18 protein-coding genes and 3 tRNA genes are annotated in these 16,574 nt (G+C 72.6%); 18 read left to right on the forward strand and 3 right to left on the reverse strand.

Going from position 1 to position 16,574, the window contains the following annotated elements; translation table 11 throughout:
- The first annotated feature begins 32 nt into the window (after positions 1 to 32).
- Positions 33 to 773 carry a protein phosphatase 2C domain-containing protein gene (locus tag K1Y72_RS22295; RefSeq protein WP_308287182.1) on the forward strand — a complete coding sequence of 247 codons (741 nt, stop codon included), beginning with the start codon at positions 33 to 35 and terminating at the stop codon, positions 771 to 773.
- A 4-nt stretch (positions 774 to 777) separates the two neighbouring features.
- On the opposite strand, the gene K1Y72_RS22300 is transcribed toward K1Y72_RS22295, so the two are convergent.
- The gene (locus tag K1Y72_RS22300; protein WP_220168351.1) at positions 778 to 1,806 is read right to left on the reverse strand and encodes a hypothetical protein; all 1,029 of its coding nucleotides are present in this window, start codon (positions 1,804 to 1,806) and stop codon (positions 778 to 780) included.
- Between the two features lie 136 nt (positions 1,807 to 1,942).
- Here K1Y72_RS22300 and K1Y72_RS22305 point away from each other — a divergent pair.
- The 8 genes from K1Y72_RS22305 to K1Y72_RS22340 all read left to right on the forward strand — a co-directional run bounded on the left by K1Y72_RS22305 (position 1,943) and on the right by K1Y72_RS22340 (position 7,201).
- Positions 1,943 to 2,015: transfer RNA gene (locus K1Y72_RS22305), tRNA-Thr, on the forward strand.
- A gap of 296 nt (positions 2,016 to 2,311) precedes the next feature.
- Positions 2,312 to 2,385 (forward strand) — tRNA-Met (locus K1Y72_RS22310).
- Between the two features lie 120 nt (positions 2,386 to 2,505).
- Positions 2,506 to 2,670 (forward strand): 50S ribosomal protein L33, encoded by a 165-nt coding sequence (gene rpmG, locus K1Y72_RS22315; RefSeq protein ID WP_018654800.1) that lies wholly within the window; start codon positions 2,506 to 2,508, stop codon positions 2,668 to 2,670.
- Between the two features lie 383 nt (positions 2,671 to 3,053).
- Positions 3,054 to 3,491, forward strand: a complete 438-nt coding sequence (locus K1Y72_RS22320) for a MaoC family dehydratase N-terminal domain-containing protein (protein WP_220168352.1) — start codon at positions 3,054 to 3,056, stop codon at positions 3,489 to 3,491.
- Positions 3,491 to 3,916: a MaoC family dehydratase gene (locus tag K1Y72_RS22325; RefSeq protein WP_220168353.1), complete on the forward strand. Its 426-nt coding sequence runs from the start codon at positions 3,491 to 3,493 to the stop codon at positions 3,914 to 3,916. The genes K1Y72_RS22320 and K1Y72_RS22325 overlap by 1 nt, the downstream gene beginning before the upstream one ends.
- Positions 3,917 to 4,016: 100 nt before the next feature.
- On the forward strand, positions 4,017 to 5,099 hold the full coding sequence (locus K1Y72_RS22330; RefSeq protein ID WP_220168354.1) for a UDP-N-acetylmuramate dehydrogenase: 1,083 nt from the start codon (positions 4,017 to 4,019) through the stop codon (positions 5,097 to 5,099).
- Positions 5,100 to 5,169: 70 nt separating this feature from the next.
- Complete coding sequence (locus K1Y72_RS22335) at positions 5,170 to 5,718, forward strand: TetR/AcrR family transcriptional regulator (RefSeq protein WP_220168355.1); 549 nt, start codon at positions 5,170 to 5,172, stop codon at positions 5,716 to 5,718.
- A 52-nt stretch (positions 5,719 to 5,770) separates the two neighbouring features.
- Positions 5,771 to 7,201, forward strand: coding sequence for a DHA2 family efflux MFS transporter permease subunit (locus K1Y72_RS22340; RefSeq protein WP_258573249.1), 1,431 nt, complete (start codon positions 5,771 to 5,773; stop codon positions 7,199 to 7,201).
- Here the strand turns inward: K1Y72_RS22340 and K1Y72_RS22345 are convergent.
- A complete protein-coding gene (locus tag K1Y72_RS22345; RefSeq protein ID WP_220168356.1) occupies positions 7,198 to 8,280 on the reverse strand; it encodes an adenosine deaminase in 1,083 nt (360 codons plus the stop codon). The genes K1Y72_RS22340 and K1Y72_RS22345 overlap by 4 nt on opposite strands.
- A gap of 178 nt (positions 8,281 to 8,458) precedes the next feature.
- Positions 8,459 to 9,670 (reverse strand): pyridoxal phosphate-dependent aminotransferase, encoded by a 1,212-nt coding sequence (locus K1Y72_RS22350; protein WP_220168357.1) that lies wholly within the window; start codon positions 9,668 to 9,670, stop codon positions 8,459 to 8,461.
- 261 nt (positions 9,671 to 9,931) lie between these two features.
- Between K1Y72_RS22350 and K1Y72_RS22355 the strand changes: the two genes are divergently transcribed.
- The 9 genes from K1Y72_RS22355 (at position 9,932) to rplL (ending at position 16,289) form a co-directional block, all read left to right on the forward strand.
- Positions 9,932 to 10,004, forward strand: a tRNA-Trp gene (locus K1Y72_RS22355).
- Positions 10,005 to 10,123: 119 nt separating this feature from the next.
- Positions 10,124 to 10,372, forward strand: a complete 249-nt coding sequence (secE, locus tag K1Y72_RS22360) for a preprotein translocase subunit SecE (RefSeq protein ID WP_220168358.1) — start codon at positions 10,124 to 10,126, stop codon at positions 10,370 to 10,372.
- Between the two features lie 109 nt (positions 10,373 to 10,481).
- A complete protein-coding gene (gene nusG, locus K1Y72_RS22365; protein ID WP_220168359.1) occupies positions 10,482 to 11,339 on the forward strand; it encodes a transcription termination/antitermination protein NusG in 858 nt (285 codons plus the stop codon).
- A 202-nt stretch (positions 11,340 to 11,541) separates the two neighbouring features.
- The gene (gene rplK, locus K1Y72_RS22370; protein WP_220168360.1) at positions 11,542 to 11,973 is read left to right on the forward strand and encodes a 50S ribosomal protein L11; all 432 of its coding nucleotides are present in this window, start codon (positions 11,542 to 11,544) and stop codon (positions 11,971 to 11,973) included.
- 76 nt (positions 11,974 to 12,049) lie between these two features.
- Complete coding sequence (gene rplA / locus K1Y72_RS22375; protein WP_220168361.1) at positions 12,050 to 12,766, forward strand: 50S ribosomal protein L1; 717 nt, start codon at positions 12,050 to 12,052, stop codon at positions 12,764 to 12,766.
- Between the two features lie 198 nt (positions 12,767 to 12,964).
- Positions 12,965 to 13,846 carry an SCO4651 family lipoprotein gene (locus tag K1Y72_RS22380; protein WP_220168362.1) on the forward strand — a complete coding sequence of 294 codons (882 nt, stop codon included), beginning with the start codon at positions 12,965 to 12,967 and terminating at the stop codon, positions 13,844 to 13,846.
- Positions 13,847 to 14,064: 218 nt separating this feature from the next.
- On the forward strand, positions 14,065 to 14,910 hold the full coding sequence (locus K1Y72_RS22385; RefSeq protein ID WP_220168363.1) for an SCO4651 family lipoprotein: 846 nt from the start codon (positions 14,065 to 14,067) through the stop codon (positions 14,908 to 14,910).
- Positions 14,911 to 15,257: 347 nt separating this feature from the next.
- Positions 15,258 to 15,824 carry a 50S ribosomal protein L10 gene (gene rplJ, locus K1Y72_RS22390; RefSeq protein ID WP_220168364.1) on the forward strand — a complete coding sequence of 189 codons (567 nt, stop codon included), beginning with the start codon at positions 15,258 to 15,260 and terminating at the stop codon, positions 15,822 to 15,824.
- A gap of 72 nt (positions 15,825 to 15,896) precedes the next feature.
- Complete coding sequence (gene rplL / locus K1Y72_RS22395) at positions 15,897 to 16,289, forward strand: 50S ribosomal protein L7/L12 (protein ID WP_220168365.1); 393 nt, start codon at positions 15,897 to 15,899, stop codon at positions 16,287 to 16,289.
- The last annotated feature ends 285 nt before the right edge of the window (positions 16,290 to 16,574 follow it).

A 16,574-nucleotide genomic window follows, 5' to 3' on the forward strand; every position in this document is an offset into this window, starting at 1 on the left:
GTCCGATGCCCGGGTAGGAAAGAACGGTGCAGGTGAGCTATGCGAGCGAACCGACGCCCGGCCGCCCGAACGAGGACCACGTGGTCGCCGGACCCGGCTGGGTGGCCGTCCTCGACGGGGCGACGGCGCGCCCCGGCGTGGCGACCGGCTGCGTCCACGACCCCGGCTGGCTGGTGCGGCGCCTCGGCGGCGCCCTCGCCGCCCGCCTCGCTCCCGAGGACGGGACGCCGCTGCCCGACGTCCTGGCCGGCGCCATCGAGGACGTGGGCGCCCGGCACGGCGGCGGCTGCGACCTCGGCAACCCCGACAGCCCGTCCGCGACGGTCGCGCTGCTCCGCCGCGCCGGCGGCGACCGCGGCGTCGACTGGCTGGTGCTCGCCGACTCGCCCGTCCTCGTCGACGACGGGACCGTCCGCGTCGTCAAGGACGACCGCGTCGACCGGCTGCCGAGCTACACCGACCGGGCCGTCCGCGACGCCCGCAACAGCCCCGGCGGGTTCTGGGTGGCGAGCACCCGCCCCGAGGCCGCCTACGAGGCGCTCACCGGCCGGGCCACCGGCGTCCGCCGCGCCGCCGTGCTGAGCGACGGCGCGGCCCGGCTCGTCGAGCGGTTCGGCCTCGCCGACTGGACGGGCCTGCTCGACCTGCTCGACGGCGAGGGCCCGCGCGAGCTCATCCGCCGCACCCGCGCGGCCGAGGCCGCCGCGGGCGCCGGGACGGCGCGCCGCGGCAAGCTCCACGACGACGCGACGGCCGTCCTCGTGCGGCCCTGAGGCGCTACTCGGCGGCGGGCGCGATGTGCGGCCACCAGCCGGCCAGGTCCTCGGGCAGGTGCCGGCCGTCGACCGTCAGCGAGGCGGTCATCATCGGGTGCATCCGGCAGGCCGGGAACGAGTGCGGGTAGCGCGGCTCGTCCAGGACGAGCACGCGGGTGCCGTTCACCGCCGGGACGTCCGCCGGCGCCGCCTCGTTGTAGACGCGGCGGCCGTGCGCGTCGTAGAGGAACCACGGCGACGTCGTGATCACCTTGCCGGGCGGTTCGGTGTCGGTGAAGTAGGCGACGACGTCGCGGTCCACCCGCTCGCCCGGCATCCCGCCGGGGCGGCCGGCGAGCGCGCCCGCCAGCAGCATGTGGAGCTGGAAGTTGTCGCTGACGCCGCCGAACGTCACCGTCCAGCCGTTGCCGGACTTGCGGTCCAGAACGAGCAGCCGCTCGCCGTCCAGGACGCGCAGGAGCGTCGCGGCGAAGGGCACGTTCTCGAAGTGCTCGGAGACGGCGCCGAGCCGCCGCGCCTTGTCGTCGCGGTCGGTGACGCCGGCCCGGACGCGCGGCGCCGTCGCCAGCATCGTGCGGGCGGCGAGCGCGTACCTGTCCATCGCGAACCACGCCATCATCGCCCCGACGGGGTCGGGCAGCGCGCGCGACAGGAGGTCCACGATGCGCTGCGACGGCTGGTCGTTGGAGGGATGCGGCAGCGGCTCGCCGGTCGCGCCGCGCCAGGCGCCCGCGAACGCCACGCAGACGTCGGCGTTCGCCACCGTCCTCGCGATGACGGCCTCGTCGGCGGGGAAGGACGCGGCGCCGTTCTCGACCCAGGCGCCGGCGATCACGGCGAGGATCGAGCCGAGGTTCGGCGGCGCGTCCCGCACCCCCTCGCCCATCTTCATCATCGCCGCGGTGAGGATCGTGGGGGGCGCCTCCTGGGACCACTGCATCATCCGGGGCATGAGCTCGCCGAACGCCGGGTCCTCGGCGACCGCCGCGCGCACGGTGGCGTCCACGTGCTGGAGGAAGGACTGATCCATGTGATCACCATGGCACGCGGCCACGACGGTTGTCGCAGGACGGCCGCGCTGACCTCGCCGATTCGATTTCGCACCCGGCCCCGGACCCGTGTATGGTTATCCCCGTCGCCGCGAACGAGAGAACGCGGAACGGCAGGCCCCTTTAGCTCAGTCGGCAGAGCGTCTCCATGGTAAGGAGAAGGTCTACGGTTCGATTCCGTAAAGGGGCTCCGCAGGTCAGAGACCGGTTCCGAGCATCTTCGGAGCCGGTTTTTCGTTGCGCCGCCGGCGCGGCGGGCGCACCGCCGCGGTCGGGTATCCTGTTTTCGTTCCTTACGGGCGCTGTGGTAGCGTCCCTCCGGTCTCAGCAGGACGATTCGCAGGTCACCGGCATAGGCGGTAACCTGGGGGCCGGCCGGGAGGCCACCTGCGGAAGCCGGTTCCGAGTCTCCGGGCCCGGTTCTCGCGATTCCAGGCCCCAGTGGAAATCCGGTATCCTTGCGAACCGGGCCATCAAGGCCAGCGCGGCGGGGTAGCTCAGTCAGGCAGAGCAAGCGGCTCATAATCGCTGTGTCGCCGGTTCAAGTCCGGCCCTCGCTACTAACCCGAGTCCGGCTCGCCCCTCACGGGGGCGAGCGGGCTGGGTTGAACCAACCAGGTCCCCCATCCCAGGGGCGGCCGAAGCTCGTCCATGTCCCCAGCTCAGAAAGGCACTCCATCGTGGCTGCCACCGACGTCCGGCCGAAGATCACGCTGGCCTGCCAGGAGTGCAAGCACCGCAACTACATCACGCGGAAGAACCGGCGCAACGACCCGGACCGCCTGGAGATCAAGAAGTACTGCCCCAACTGCCGCTGCCACCGGGCGCACCGCGAAACCCGATAGCCAAGGCCGTTACGGGGAAGCACTGCCCGCTGCGCTCTCCCACGGGGCCGGCTGCCACCGGGCGCACCGCGAAACCCGATAGCCAAGGCCGTTACGGGGAAGCACTGCCCGCTGCGCTCTCCCACGGGGCCGGCTGCCACCGGGCGCACCGCGAAACCCGCTAGCCCTCGCTAGTCGAGTCTGGCTCGCGCGGACCCCGCGCGCAGCGGCTTGGCGACTTCTTGCAGCCGAGCTTGCCCTGACATCATTCAGCCCGTCCCCGCGCCACCCGCGAGGGCGGGCTGAACGCCGTTCTGTTACGGTCCGAGCAGGCAGGTAGCGGGTGCCGGGGCGCGGGCACCCAGGGGGCCGCCAGGCCCACGAGCGTGGAGGGACGGCAAGGCATGGCACTGAACCGCGACTTCGTCGGGCGGACGTTCCCGCCCGGCGAGCCGTACGAGGTCAGCCGGGTGAAGATCCGCGAGTTCGCCGACGCGATCGGCGACCGCAACCCCATCTACCGCGACCCCGAGGCGGCGAAGGCCGCCGGGCACCCCGACGTGATCGCGCCGCCGACCTTCCCCATCGTGGTGTCGCTCGGCAACCCCGCGCTCGCCGACCCGGCCCTCGGCCTGAACTACGCGATGGTCGTGCACGGCGAGCAGCGCTTCGAGCACGTCCGCCCGATCCGGCCCGGCGACGCCGTCGTCTGCACCTCGACGGTCACCGAGATCCGCTCGATCGGCAACAACGAGAAGATGGTCATCGAGACCGAGATCCGCACCACCGACGGCGAGCTCGTCTGCAAGACCTACAACACCATCGTCGAGCGGGGGGCCTGATGACCGCGCAGGTGAAGTACGACGACGTCGAGGTCGGCACCGAGATCCCGGCGCGGAGCTACCCCGTCGACCGCGCGAACCTCGTCATGTACGCGGGCGCCTCGGGCGACTTCAACCCGATCCACTGGCGCGAGAGCACCGCCAAGGCCGTCGGCCTGCCCGACGTCATCGCGCACGGCATGTTCACGATGGCGCAGGGCGGCCGCTACGTCACCGACTGGGCCGGCGACCCCGGCGCCGTCGTCGACTACGGCGTGCGGTTCTCCGCGCCGGTCGTGGTGCCCGACGAGGGCGGCGCCGTCCTGGAGATCTCCGGGAAGGTGGAGGAGAAGCTGGCCGACGGCAAGGTCGTCGTGGCGCTCACCGCCCGCTCCGCCGGGCAGAAGGTGCTGACCCGCGCCAAGGCCGTCGTCCGGCTCGCCTGACCGGACGCGCGCGCCCGTTTCACGATCGCGCGCGCCGGGGACGTAGCATCGCCCCCGGCGCGCGCGATCGCGGCCGTTCCAGGGGAGGGAAGGACCACACGTGGCGGTGTTCGCCGAAGAAGTGAAGCTGGCCGGGTACACCACGCTCCGGCTCGGCGGGCCCGCCCGCCGGTTCGTCGAGGCGAGCACCGAGGCCGAGGTCGTCGACGCGGTGCGCCGCGCCGACGCGGCGGGCGAGCCCGTCCTGGTCCTCGGCGGCGGCAGCAACCTGGTGGTCTCCGACGACGGCTTCCCCGGCACCGTGGTGCGCGTCGGCACCCGCGGCGCCGAGCGCGTCGCCGGCGAGGGCGGCCGGACGCTCGTGCGGGTGCAGGCCGGCGAGGAGTGGGATCCGTTCGTCGCCCGCTGCGTCGAGCGCGGCCTCGCCGGGGTCGAGTGCCTGTCGGGCATCCCCGGCCGCGTCGGCGCCACCCCGATCCAGAACGTCGGCGCCTACGGCCAGGACGTCGGCGAGACGATCGTCGCGGTCCGCGCCTACGACCGGCGGGCCGGCGCCTGCGTCACCCTCGACCGCGCCGCCTGCCGCTTCTCCTACCGGCACAGCGCCTTCAAGGGCGACGACCGGTACGTGGTGCTGGAGGTCACCTACGCGCTGATCGAGTCCGACGAGTCGCAGCCGATCGCCTACGCCGAGCTGGCGCGCGAGCTCGGCGTCGCGACCGGCGCCCGCGTGCCGCTGAAGGACGCCCGCGCCGCCGTGCTGAAGCTGCGCCGCGGCAAGGGCATGGTGCTGGACCCCGCCGACCCCGACACGCGCAGCGCCGGCTCGTTCTTCACCAACCCGGTCCTGGACGCCGCCGGGCTCGCCGAGCTCGCCCGCCGCGTCGCCGACCGGTTCGGGCCGGACACCGCGTTCCCGCGCTACCCCGAGTCCTCCGGGCTGGACGGCGCGCCGCGCACCAAGACGTCGGCGGCCTGGCTGATCGACCGGGCCGGGTTCGCCAAGGGGCACGCGCGCGGCCCCGTCCGCATCTCCGGCAAGCACACCCTCGCCCTCACCAACCCCGACGGCGGCAGCACCGCCGACCTGCTGGGCCTGGCCCGCGAGGTCCGCGACGGCGTCCGCGAGGCGTTCGGCGTCGAGCTGGTGAACGAGCCGGTGTTCGTCGGCGTGCGGCTGTGACCGCGCGCTGCCGGCGGCCCCCGGCACCGCCCTCTTGACGAAGTTAGTTATCAAGCAATAACTTTGTCGCATGAGCCCCCGGATGAGCGCCGCCGAGCGCCGCGAGCAGGTGATCAAAGCCGCGATGGCCGAGTTCGCCCGCCGCGGCTTCGAGGGCACCTCCACGACGGCCATCGCCGGGCGCGTCGGCGTGTCCCAGCCCTACCTGTTCCGGCTCTTCCCCTCCAAGCACGCCATCGTCCTCGCCGCCGTCGAGCGCTGCTTCGACGTCATGGAGGCCGAGATGCGCGACGCGGCCGGCGGCCTGTACGGCGACGAGGCGTTCGCCGCGATGGGCACGCGCTACCGCGAGATGCTCGTCGGCGACCACGCGGCGCTCCAGTTCCAGCTCCAGATCTACGCCGCCGCGCTGGAGGACGAGGCGATCCGCGAGGTCGGCGAGCGGCGCTGGGCCGGGCTCTGGAAGATGATCGGCGAGATCAGCGGCGGCGACCCGCAGCGGGTCACCGACTTCGTCGCCTACGGCATGCTCCTCAACGTCCTCACCGCGTTCGGCATCCCGGTGACGTTCGGCGCGACGGCCGAGTCGCTGCGCGACTGGGCGCGGGACCGGCAGTGATCTTTTTTTCGGCATCAAAGTTAGTGACTGATAACTAATGAAGGAGGACGGCATGGCCCTGCGCCCCCCGGGCGGCGCCCTGCGCACGTTCATCGTCACCGGCATCGCGCTGTTCATGGTCACCCTGGACAACCTGATCGTCACCAACGCCCTGCCCGCCATCCGCACCGACCTCGGCACCGGCCTGGAAGGGCTGGAGTGGACGGTCAACGCCTACACGCTCGCGACCGCCGTCCTGCTCCTCCCGGCCGCCTCGATCGCCGACCGGTTCGGGCGCCGCCGCCTGTTCCTGCTCGGCCTCGCGCTGTTCACCGCCGCGTCCGCCACCGCCGCGCTCGCCCCCGGCATCGGCGTCCTCATCGCCGCCCGCGCCGTGCAGGGCGTCGGCGGCGCCATCGTCGCGCCGCTCACCCTCACCCTGCTCGCCACCGCCGTCCCGGCCGAGCGGCGCGGCGTCGCGCTCGCCGCCTGGAGCGCGATGAGCGGCCTCGGCGTCGCGCTCGGACCCGTCGTCGGCGGCGCCGTCACGCAGTACACCTCCTGGGAGTGGATCTTCTGGATCAACGTCCCGGTCGGCGCCGTGCTGCTCGCGATCGCGCCCCGGTTCCTCGCCGAGAGCCACGGCCCCGCCGGCCGCCTCGACCCCGCCGGCACGCTCCTCGTCAGCGGCGGCATGCTCGGCGTCGTCCTCGGTCTCGTGCGCGGCAACGAGCACGGCTGGACGAGCCCGCAGGTCCTCGGCGCGCTCGCCGCCGGCGGCGTCCTGCTCGCCGCCTTCATCGCCTGGGAGCTGCGCGCCCCGCACCCCATGCTGCCGATGGGCCTGTTCCGCAGCCGCGGCTTCAGCACCGTCAACCTGGTCGCCGCCGCCATGGCCCTCGCCATGTTCGGCACCACGTTCCTGCTGATCCAGTTCCTGCAGTCCGTCATGCAGCTCACGCCGCTCCAGGCGGGCGTGCGCAGCCTGCCCTGGACCGGCATGCCGATCCTCGTCGCGCCGCTCACCGCGCCGCTCGTCGCGCGCTTCGGCGGCCGCGCCGTGCTGGGCGCCGGGATGCTGTTCCAGGCCGCCGGCATCGGCTGGATGGCCGCCCTGCTCGCCCCGGACGTCACCTACGGCGCGCTCGTGCCCGGCTTCGTCCTCGCCGGCATCGGCATGGGCCTGTTCTTCCCGCCCGTCGCCCGCCTCGTCCTCGGCTTCGCGCCGCCCGAGCGGACCGGCGTCGCCTCCGGCGTCTCCAACACCGTCCGCCAGCTCGGCACCGTCCTCGGCGTCGCCGTGCTCGGCGCGATCTTCTCGGCGAACGGCGACATGACCGCGCCGGAGCCGTTCGCGGACGGCCTCGCCCCGGCGCTCTGGACCGCCACCGCCGTCCTCGCCGCCGCCGCGCTCGCCACCCTCGCCGTCCCGCGCCGCCTGCCGGCGCACCCCGCACCCGAGCCCGCGCCCGTCGCGGGACCGGTCGCCGAACCCGCCCCCTAGGCGGCCAGCCAGGCGTCGACGCCGGACAGCAGCCGCGCGCGGACGCCGTCCGGCGCCGCCGACCCCGCGATCGACTGGCGCGCCAGCTCGGCCAGCTCGGCGTCGGAGAACCCGTGCTCGGCCCGCACCAGGTCGTACTGGCGGGCCAGCCGGGACCCGAACAGCAGCGGGTCGTCGGCGCCGAGCGCGATCCGCGCCCCCGCCTCGTACAGCTCGCGGACCGGGACCGCCCCCGCCGACGGCGCCACCCCCAGGCCGACGTTGGAGGCCGGGCAGACCTCCAGCGTCACGCCCCTCTCCACGATCCGCCGCAGCAGCGCCGGATCCTCGACCGCCCGCACACCGTGCCCGATCCGGTCGGCGTCCAGCGTCTCCAGGCACTCGCGGACGCTGCCCGGACCGAGCAGCTCGCCCCCGTGCGGCGTCGACAGCAGCCCGCCCCGCTTGGCGATCCGGAACGCGCCCTCGAAGTCGTAGGCGCGGCCGCGCCGCTCGTCGTTGGACAGCCCGAACCCGACGACGCCGCGGTCGCGGTACTGCAGCGCGAGCCGGGCGAGCGTCCTCGCGTCCAGCGGGTGCCGGGTCCGGTTCGCCGCGATCACCACGCCGATGCCGACGCCGGTCGCCGCCGCCGCGGCGTCCACCGCGTCGAGCACCAGCTCCACCGTCGGGCTGAGCCCGCCGAACCGCGCCGCGTAGCCGCTCGGGTCCACCTGGATCTCCAGCCAGCCCGACCCCTCGGCGGCCTCGTCCTCGGCGGTCTCGCGCACCAGCCGGCGCAGGTCGTCCGGCGTGCGCAGCACCGACCGGGCGATGTCGTACAGCCGCTGGAAGCGGAACCAGCCGCGCTCGTCGGTCGCCCGCAGCTTCGGCGGCCACTCCTCCACCAGCGCCTCGGGCAGCTGCACGCCGTGCCCGGCGGCCATCTCGACGAGCGTCGAGTGCCGCATCGAGCCGGTGAAGTGCAGGTGCAGATGGGCCTTCGGCAGCGTGGACACGTCGCGCGGGACGCCCGGCGGGCGCGCCGGGGCGGCCGGCGCCGCGCCACCGGGACGGACGTGAGCGAGAGGGGCCTCCATGGGCCAATGTTGCCGGACGCCGCGATCGGGGCGGCGTCCGCCTCACCAGTACCGTCCCGGAGGACTAGGGAGGACCCTTCCCCATGGCCCGGCCGGACCAGGCGCGGCCTGGCCCGGAACAGCAGAAAGGATCATGGACCGGCGGGCGGTCCATGATCCTTCCGTGCTGGGGGAGCGGTCAGCGCGCCTCGCCGAGCAGCTTGGCCACCCGCGACACGCCCTCGACCAGGTCGTCGTCGCCGAGCGCGTACGACAGCCGGAAGTAGCCCGGCGTCCCGAACGCCTCACCCGGCACCAGCGCGACCTCGGCCTCCTCCAGGATCAGCGCCGCGAGCTCCACCGTGCTGCTCGGCCGCTTCCCCCGGATCTCCTTGCCGACCAGCTCCTTGACCGACGGGTAGGCGTAGAACGCGCCCTCGGGCACCGGGCAGAGCACGCCCGGGATCTCGTTCAGCATCCGCACCATCGTCTGCCGCCGCCGGTCGAACGCGGTGCGCATCTCCGCCACCGCCGACAGGTCGCCGGTCACCGCCGCGAGCGCCGCCGCCTGCGACACGTTCGCGACGTTGGACGTGGCGTGCGACTGCAGGTTCGCCGCGGCCTTCACCACGTCCTGCGGGCCGATCAGCCAGCCGACCCGCCAGCCGGTCATCGCGTACGTCTTCGCCACGCCGTTCAGCACCAGCGTGCGGTCGGCCAGCTCGGGCACCACGACCGGCAGCGAGTGGAACCCGGCGTCCCCGTACACCAGGTGCTCGTAGATCTCGTCGGTGACGACCCACAGGCCGTGCTCGTCCGCCCAGCGGCCGATCGCCTCGATCTCGTCGCGGGTGTAGACCGCGCCCGTCGGGTTGGACGGCGACACGAACAGCAGCACCTTGGTGCGGTCGGTGCGGGCCGCCTCCAGCTGCTCCACGCCCACCCGGTAGCCGGTCGTCTCGTCGGCCACCACGTCCACCGGCACGCCGCCCGCGAGCTTGATGGACTCGGGGTAGGTCGTCCAGTACGGCGTCGGCACGATGACCTCGTCGCCCGGGTCGAGCAGCGCCGCGAACGCCTCGTACACCGCCTGCTTGCCGCCGTTGGTGATCAGCACCTGGCCCGCCTCGACCGCGTAGCCGGAGTCGCGCGCGGTCTTCTCGGCGACCGCCGCGCGCAGCTCCGGCAGCCCGCCGGCCGGCGTGTACTTGTGGAACCGCGGCGTGCGGGCGGCCTCGACGGCGGCCTCCACGATGTAGTCCGGCGTCGGGAAGTCGGGCTCACCCGCGCCGAACCCGATGACCGGGCGGCCCGCCGCCTTGAGCGCCTTGGCCTTGGCGTCGACGGCCAGGGTGGCGGACTCGGAGATCGCGGCGATGCGCTGGGAGATGCGAGGACGGTCGATGCTCATGGCCCTATCGTTACAGAAGCCGGGCGGTGCTTCAGCGGGATATCGCGACCCGTCCCGGCGCTGGTGGACCGGCCGGGGAAACGCCCGGCGCGCCGGGCGCGGGGCGGCGTTCCGGCGTTCCGGTTCGACGTGCGGGCCGCGGCGACGTAGACTCACCTGCCTAGTGACGCGTCATCGTCGTACGGCCATGTCCGCAAAAGCCGTATGCTGTGACCGGCACGGTCCGATCTCCGGATCGGTCCCGTCCTCTCGCGAGGACGTAGGGCAGTGGCTCAATTGGTAGAGCTCCGGTCTCCAAAACCGGCGGTTGGGGGTTCGAGTCCCTCCTGCCCTGCGAGGTGCGGTGCGCGCACCTGTACCGCCACGTCTCCGCCCCAGCGGGCGGCCGTGGTGCGGGAATGCGCGGCAACCACGGTGTGGTTGAACACGACCTACGAGGTGAACGGCGGCACAATGGCGACTGAGACGCGCGGCGAGGCCGCGGCCAAGGACGAGGGCAGGGACAAGCCCGCCTCCAAGCGGACCGGTCCGGCGCTCTTCGTGCGCCAGGTGGTCGCCGAGCTGCGCAAGGTCATCTGGCCCACCCGCCGGGAACTGATCACCTACACCACCGTGTCGCTGGTGTTCGTGCTCGTCATGGTCGCGCTCGTGTCGGGCGTCGACTGGGTCCTGCAGAAGGGCGTCCTCGCCCTCTTCACCTGATCGCGCCCGCGCCGCCGGCCCCGGCGGCCGGACGGCGACGGAAAGCCCGCGGCGCCCGCCCTCCGGGCAGGCGGGCGGGGATCGCAACGAGAGAAGAGAGTCAGCCACCGTGTCCGAGTCCTCCCAGCCCCACGACGAGGCCGTTGAAGAGGCCCAGTCTGCTGCGGCTGCTGCGGCCGACCCGGCGGACGCGTCCGCCGCGGCGGACGCCCTGCCCGCGGACGCCGCCGAGCCCGCGGACGACGCGGCGGGGACCGGCGCGGACGCCGAGGCCGCGGACGGTGCGGACACCGAGACGGGCGAGACCGACGAGGCCGACGCCGGCGACGAGGCCGCCGAGGGCGAGGCCGCGGCGGCCGACGCCGGCGAGGCCAAGCTCGACGCCTACAACCAGTTCAAGATGGAGATGCGCCTCCAGCCGGGCGACTGGTACGTGGTGCACTCCTACGCGGGGTACGAGAACCGGGTCAAGACCAACATCGAGACCCGCACCCAGACCCTGAACATGGAGGACTACATCTTCCAGATCGAGGTGCCCCAGCACGAGGTCACCGAGATCAAGCAGGGCAAGCGGCAGAAGGTCAACGAGAAGGTCCTGCCGGGCTACATCCTGGTCCGCATGGAGCTGACCGACGAGTCCTGGGCCGCGGTCCGCAACACCCCGGGCGTCACCGGCTTCGTCGGGCTGCTGAACAAGCCGTCCCCGCTCAGCCTGGACGAGGTCGCCAACCTGCTGGCGCCCGAGCCCGAGGAGCAGGTCAAGACCAAGGAGCAGGCCGCCCGGTCCGCCCCCGCCGTGGACTTCTCGGTCGGCGAGTCGGTCACCGTCATGGACGGCCCGTTCGCCACGCTGCCCGCCACCGTCAACGAGATCAACGCCGAGCAGCAGAAGCTCAAGGTGCTGGTGTCGATCTTCGGCCGGGAGACGCCGGTCGAGCTGTCGTTCAACCAGGTCTCCAAGATCTGACGCGGCCGCGCCGGGCAGCCGGCGCGCCCGCGTATCCTGGAAGGGCCGCCCACCGCGTGGGCGGCTTTTTCGGGTCACGAATCCCCCCGCTCCGGCGGGGTCTTCAAGATCCCAACACCCGGGTGTCCGTTCCCGGCCCGGGTGTGGCCCGCTCGGCGGGAGTCGGGATCACACCGCAACGGGAACGAGAGGTGGGCATCCCGTGCCTCCCAAGAAGAAGAAGATCTCGGCCGTCGTCAAGGTGCAGCTCAACGCCGGTGCCGCGACGCCCGCGCCGCCCGTCGGTACCGCGCTCGGTCCGCACGGCGTCAACATCATGGACTTCTGCAAGCAGTACAACGCCGCGACCGAGGCGCAGCGCGGCAACGTCATCCCCGTAGAGATCACCATCTACGAGGACCGCTCGTTCACCTTCGTCACCAAGACCCCGCCGGCCGCGCAGCTCATCCTGAAGGCCGCGGGCGTGGAGAAGGGCTCGGGCGAGCCGCACAAGACCAAGGTCGGCTCGGTCACCGCGGACCAGATCCGCGAGATCGCCACCACCAAGATGCCCGACCTGAACGCCAACGACCTGGCGGCCGCCGAGAAGATCGTCGCCGGCACCGCCCGCTCGATGGGCATCGAGGTCAAGTAAGCCGTCCGCGCGGATCGTCCGCGCGGTTCGACGTGGGAGGGCCCCCGTGCGGGGTCCGTACCACAGAGGAGTTCCCATGAAGCGCAGCAAGTCCTACCGCGCCGCGGCCGAGAAGATCGACCGCGACGCGCTGTACAGCCCGGTCGAGGCCGTGAAGCTGGCCAAGGAGACCGCGGCGACGAAGTTCGACGCGACCGTCGAGGTCGCGCTGCGGCTCGGCGTGGACCCGCGCAAGGCTGACCAGATGGTGCGCGGCACCGTCAACCTGCCGAACGGCACGGGCAAGACGGCCCGCGTGCTGGTGTTCGCCGGCGGCGCGAAGGCCGACGAGGCCCGCGAGGCCGGCGCCGACATCGTCGGCTCGGACGACCTGATCGAGAAGATCCAGGGCGGTTTCCTGGACTTCGACGCGGTGGTCGCGACGCCGGACCAGATGGGCAAGGTCGGCCGTCTCGGCCGCGTGCTCGGCCCGCGCGGCCTGATGCCGAACCCGAAGACCGGCACCGTGACGATGGACGTGGCCAAGGCCGTGTCCGACATCAAGGGCGGCAAGATCGAGTTCCGGGTGGACCGGCACGCGAACCTGCACTTCATCATCGGCAAGGCGTCGTTCTCCGAGCGCCAGCTCGTGGAGAACTACGCGGCGGCGATCGACGAGGTGCAGCGGCTGAAGCCGTCGGCGGCCAAGGGCCGTTACGTGAAGAAGGCCGTGCTGACGACCTCGATGGGCCCGAGCATCCCGGTGGACCCGAACGCGGTCCGCAACCTGCTCGCCGAGCTCGACGAGAGCTGATCGGGCCGGCTCCGGCCGGTCCGCGAACGGAGGCGCCCCCCGCGTGCGGGGGGCGCCTCCGGCGTTTCCGGGGCGGGGCCGCCTACGCCTTGAGGGGTAGGGTCTTGCTCCCCATTCGTACCCTCGGGGGATGCCGGGTGTTTCGTCCCTCGCGAGACTGGAAGACATCAGCAGGGCGACAAGGGAGGCTCTAACCCCATGAAGCGTAGTTACGCAGTGGCCGCGGGGAGTACCGCGGTCGGCGCCGCGCTCCTCCTGTCGGGGTGCAATGCCGACGGGACGGGCGGAACGGACGCCAACCTCAAGCTGACGGCGAACCAGGCGCTGATCAAGACGTCGCAGAAGGCGGCGAAGGCGAACACCTTCAAGGCCGACGTGACGGTGAAGGACACGTCCGAGGGCGGCCAGGTGCACGCGACCGGGCAGTTCCGGCTCCGTCCCGACCTGGCGTTCAGCGCGCAGGTCGACAGCGCGAGCAAGGGGTCGGCGTCGATCCCGCTGTCCGGCTCGCAGGCGATCTTCACCTCGGACACGCTGTACGTGAAGGCGCCGTCGCAGCTGCGGCAGTTCATCGCGGGCGGCAAGCCCTGGCTGAAGATCGACGTGACCCAGCTCCAGCAGCGCACCGGGGTGGACGTCAAGGGCCTCGTCGGGCAGGTCGAGCAGGCCGACCCGGCGCAGCAGACGAAGATGTTCACCGGCTCCAAGGACGTGCGCCGCGTCGGCACCGAGACGGTGGACGGCGTGAAGACGACGCACTACGCCGGTTCGGTGACGGTGAAGGACGCGCTGGCGCAGCTGGACGCGCAGCAGCGGTCGAAGGCGTCGCAGTGGCTGTCGAACGCCGACCAGAACAGCAGGATCAAGTTCGATCTGTGGTCGGACGGCGACAACCTGCCGCGCAAGCTGGTCTCGACGGGCCAGGGCAAGGACGACAACGGTTCGGTGCAGGTGCTGTACACCGACTACGGCAAGTCGGTGACGGTGAACGCGCCGCCGTCGGACCAGGTCGGGCAGCTCTCGCTGAACGGGCTGCTCGGCGGTAACACGCCGAAGCCGGCCCCGACGCCGACCGCCTGACCCGCCGCTCCGCCGGTACTCGACCGCGACGCCCGGTCCTTCGGGACCGGGCGTCGCGGCGTCCGGGGGAGGGGCCGGGGGCGGCGCTGTGCACGAAAATGCACGGAAATCGCCGGAGGGAACCGCTAGCGTCTCCGCTGCGTCCCGATCTTGGACGGCCGCTTTCGTGCGCGTCCCCGGCCCGGCGCGCCGCCCCCCCCACCTGAGGAGACCACTCCATGATCCGTCGTTTCGCGTCCGCCACCGCCGCCACGGCGGGGCTCGCCCTGTCGCTGACGGGCTGCCTCGGCGACGCCGGGAAGGAGGTCGGCGAGAACGCCGCCAAGGGCGTCCGGCTGACCGCCGCGCAGGTCCTCGGCCGGACGGCGGACCGGGCGGCCAAGGCCGACACCTTCACGGCCGACATGACGATCGACAGCAGCGCGCCGCAGGCCCCGCTGAAGATGCACGTGCTCGCGCAGACGCGGCTGCGGCCCGAGGCCGCGATGCGCATGACGGTCGGGTCGTCCGAGGTGGCCGGGAACCGGATTCCGGGCTACGAGGCGCGCCTCGTCGGCGACGCGATGTACATGAGGATGCCGGCGTTGAGGAAGGCGACCGGCGGCAAGCCGTGGGCGAAGCTGTCGCTGAAGCAGGCGGGCGGTGCGAGCGGCATCGACCTCGGCAAGCTGATGGACCAGGCCGAGCAGCAGAGCCCCGCGACGCAGACGAGGATGCTGACGGCGTCCAAGGACGTGCGGAAGGTGGGCACCGAGAACGTCGGCGGCGTGCCGACCACGCACTACGCCGGGACGATGTCGCCGCGCGAGGCGCTCGCGAAGGTGGATGCGAACACCCGGACGACCCTGGAGAAGACCTACGGGCAGCTCGGCGCCACCGCGATCCGGTTCGACGTGTGGGTGGGCGCGGACGACCTGCCCCGCAAGCACGTCTCCGTCGTGCCGCTGTCGGGCGGGCAGACGACCACGACGGTGCTGTACCGCGACTACGGCAGGCCGGTCACCGTGCAGGCGCCGCCGGCGTCGCAGACGGGCGCGCTGAAGATGCCGAAGCTCGGCTCCTGACGTCCGGCCCCGCGCCGCACCGCGCCCGTCCCGTATCCGCGGGCGGGCGCGGCCCTGTTCCGCGAAGGATTTGGCGTGCGCGCCGCCGAGCACGTATCGTGGGGCCTGCCGAAGACCGCCGGTCGTCACCCGCGAGGGTGGCCGAAGGACCCGAAGACATCGTTCGGGCGGCCCGCGTAGGTGTGTTGAGAGCTTCCGCATGACCTCCGTGTCGTGCCTCCGCCCCGCGCGCCTGCGCCGGGGCGTTCGCTGTTTTTCCAGGCTTTTCGCCCCGGCGGCTTCCACCCAGGTGGCGGCGCCCGTCCCCGACGGGTCCGCGACCACCCCAGGTAATCGGAAGGAGGCCCATGGCCAAGGCCGAGAAGGCCACGGCGATCGCCGAGCTGAAGCAGAGCTTCGAGGGCTCGAACGGCGCCGTGCTGACCGAGTACCGCGGGCTCAGCGTCGCGCAGCTCAAGGAGCTGCGCGGCAACCTCGGCGAGAACGCGAAGTTCGCCGTGGTGAAGAACACGCTGACCAAGATCGCCGCGAGCGACGCCGGTGTCGACGAGCAGTTCTCCAACCTGCTCGAAGGCCCCTCGGCGATCGCGTTCGTGACCGGCGACGTGGTCGAGGCCGCCAAGGGCCTCCGTGACTTCGCCAAGGCCAACCCGCTCCTGGTGATCAAGGGCGGCTTCATCGACGGCAAGTCGATGGACGCCGCGGAGATCTCCAAGCTCGCGGACCTGGAGTCGCGCGAGGTGCTCCTCGCGAAGCTCGCGGGTGCGATGAAGGGCTCGATGGCGAACGCCGCCGCGCTGTTCAACGCCCTGCCGACGCAGGCCGCCCAGCTGGCCGAGGCCCTGCGCGCCAAGCGCGAGGCCGCCGGCGAGGGGGCCGAGGCTCCGGCCGCCGACGAGGCGCCCGCCGAGTAAGTCCCGGCCGCAAGGCCAGGACCCCGCGGTCCAGCAACACCCGAACTTTCAAGCCGTAGCGGAGGAAACATCATGGCGAAGCTCAGCACCGACGAGCTGCTCGACGCGTTCAAGGAGATGACCCTTCTCGAGCTCTCCGAGTTCGTGAAGCAGTTCGAGGAGGTCTTCGACGTCAAGGCCGCCGCCCCCGTGGCCGTCGCCGCGGCGCCGGCCGCCGGCGGTGCCGCCGGCGGTGGCGAGGCCGCCGCCGAGCAGGACGAGTTCGACGTCATCCTCGAGGGTGCCGGCGACAAGAAGATCCAGGTCATCAAGGAGGTCCGCGGCCTGACCTCGCTCGGCCTCAAGGAGGCCAAGGACCTGGTCGACGGCGCTCCGAAGACCCTCCTGGAGAAGGTCAACAAGGAGACCGCCGAGAAGGCCAAGGAGGCCCTGGAGAAGGCCGGCGCCTCGGTCACCGTCAAGTAGTCGCGGCTTCTCCGAGCTGTTCTCTCGCGAGGCGGCCACCCCGGACGGGGTGGCCGCCTCGCGGCGTTCCCGGGCCTGGCCGGGCCCGGACCCGCGCGCGGCGATGGGATCCGCCGCCGGGCGCGGCGGCCCGCGGGGCGAAAGTTGTTGGCAGGTGACAGAATCCCGCCGCGAACCGTGTGCGCGGGCGGGTTGTCACAGGTCACAGGATGGGCGTAGCGTCCGTTTCTGCACGGTTAACACTGTGCGGCGGTCCTGTTGCGCCTGTCCCGGCACCCCCGGCGT

The organism is Actinomadura parmotrematis, assembly GCF_019458805.1.
Lineage (GTDB): Bacteria > Actinomycetota > Actinomycetes > Streptosporangiales > Streptosporangiaceae > Spirillospora > Spirillospora parmotrematis.

Bases quoted from the DNA above. Each gene is read 5' to 3' on its own strand.
- K1Y72_RS22300 (WP_220168351.1), bottom strand. From the start codon at position 1,806: ATGGATCAGTCCTTCCTCCAGCACGTGGACGCCACCGTGCGCGCGGCG.
- K1Y72_RS22320 (WP_220168352.1), top strand. From the start codon at position 3,054: ATGGCACTGAACCGCGACTTCGTCGGGCGGACGTTCCCGCCCGGCGAG.
- K1Y72_RS22325 (WP_220168353.1), top strand. From the start codon at position 3,491: ATGACCGCGCAGGTGAAGTACGACGACGTCGAGGTCGGCACCGAGATC.
- K1Y72_RS22335 (WP_220168355.1), top strand. From the start codon at position 5,170: ATGAGCCCCCGGATGAGCGCCGCCGAGCGCCGCGAGCAGGTGATCAAA.
- K1Y72_RS22340 (WP_258573249.1), top strand. From the start codon at position 5,771: ATGGCCCTGCGCCCCCCGGGCGGCGCCCTGCGCACGTTCATCGTCACC.
- K1Y72_RS22345 (WP_220168356.1), bottom strand. From the start codon at position 8,280: ATGGAGGCCCCTCTCGCTCACGTCCGTCCCGGTGGCGCGGCGCCGGCC.
- K1Y72_RS22350 (WP_220168357.1), bottom strand. From the start codon at position 9,670: ATGAGCATCGACCGTCCTCGCATCTCCCAGCGCATCGCCGCGATCTCC.
- secE (WP_220168358.1), top strand. From the start codon at position 10,124: ATGGCGACTGAGACGCGCGGCGAGGCCGCGGCCAAGGACGAGGGCAGG.
- rplA (WP_220168361.1), top strand. From the start codon at position 12,050: ATGAAGCGCAGCAAGTCCTACCGCGCCGCGGCCGAGAAGATCGACCGC.
- K1Y72_RS22380 (WP_220168362.1), top strand. From the start codon at position 12,965: ATGAAGCGTAGTTACGCAGTGGCCGCGGGGAGTACCGCGGTCGGCGCC.
- K1Y72_RS22385 (WP_220168363.1), top strand. From the start codon at position 14,065: ATGATCCGTCGTTTCGCGTCCGCCACCGCCGCCACGGCGGGGCTCGCC.
- rplJ (WP_220168364.1), top strand. From the start codon at position 15,258: ATGGCCAAGGCCGAGAAGGCCACGGCGATCGCCGAGCTGAAGCAGAGC.
- rplL (WP_220168365.1), top strand. From the start codon at position 15,897: ATGGCGAAGCTCAGCACCGACGAGCTGCTCGACGCGTTCAAGGAGATG.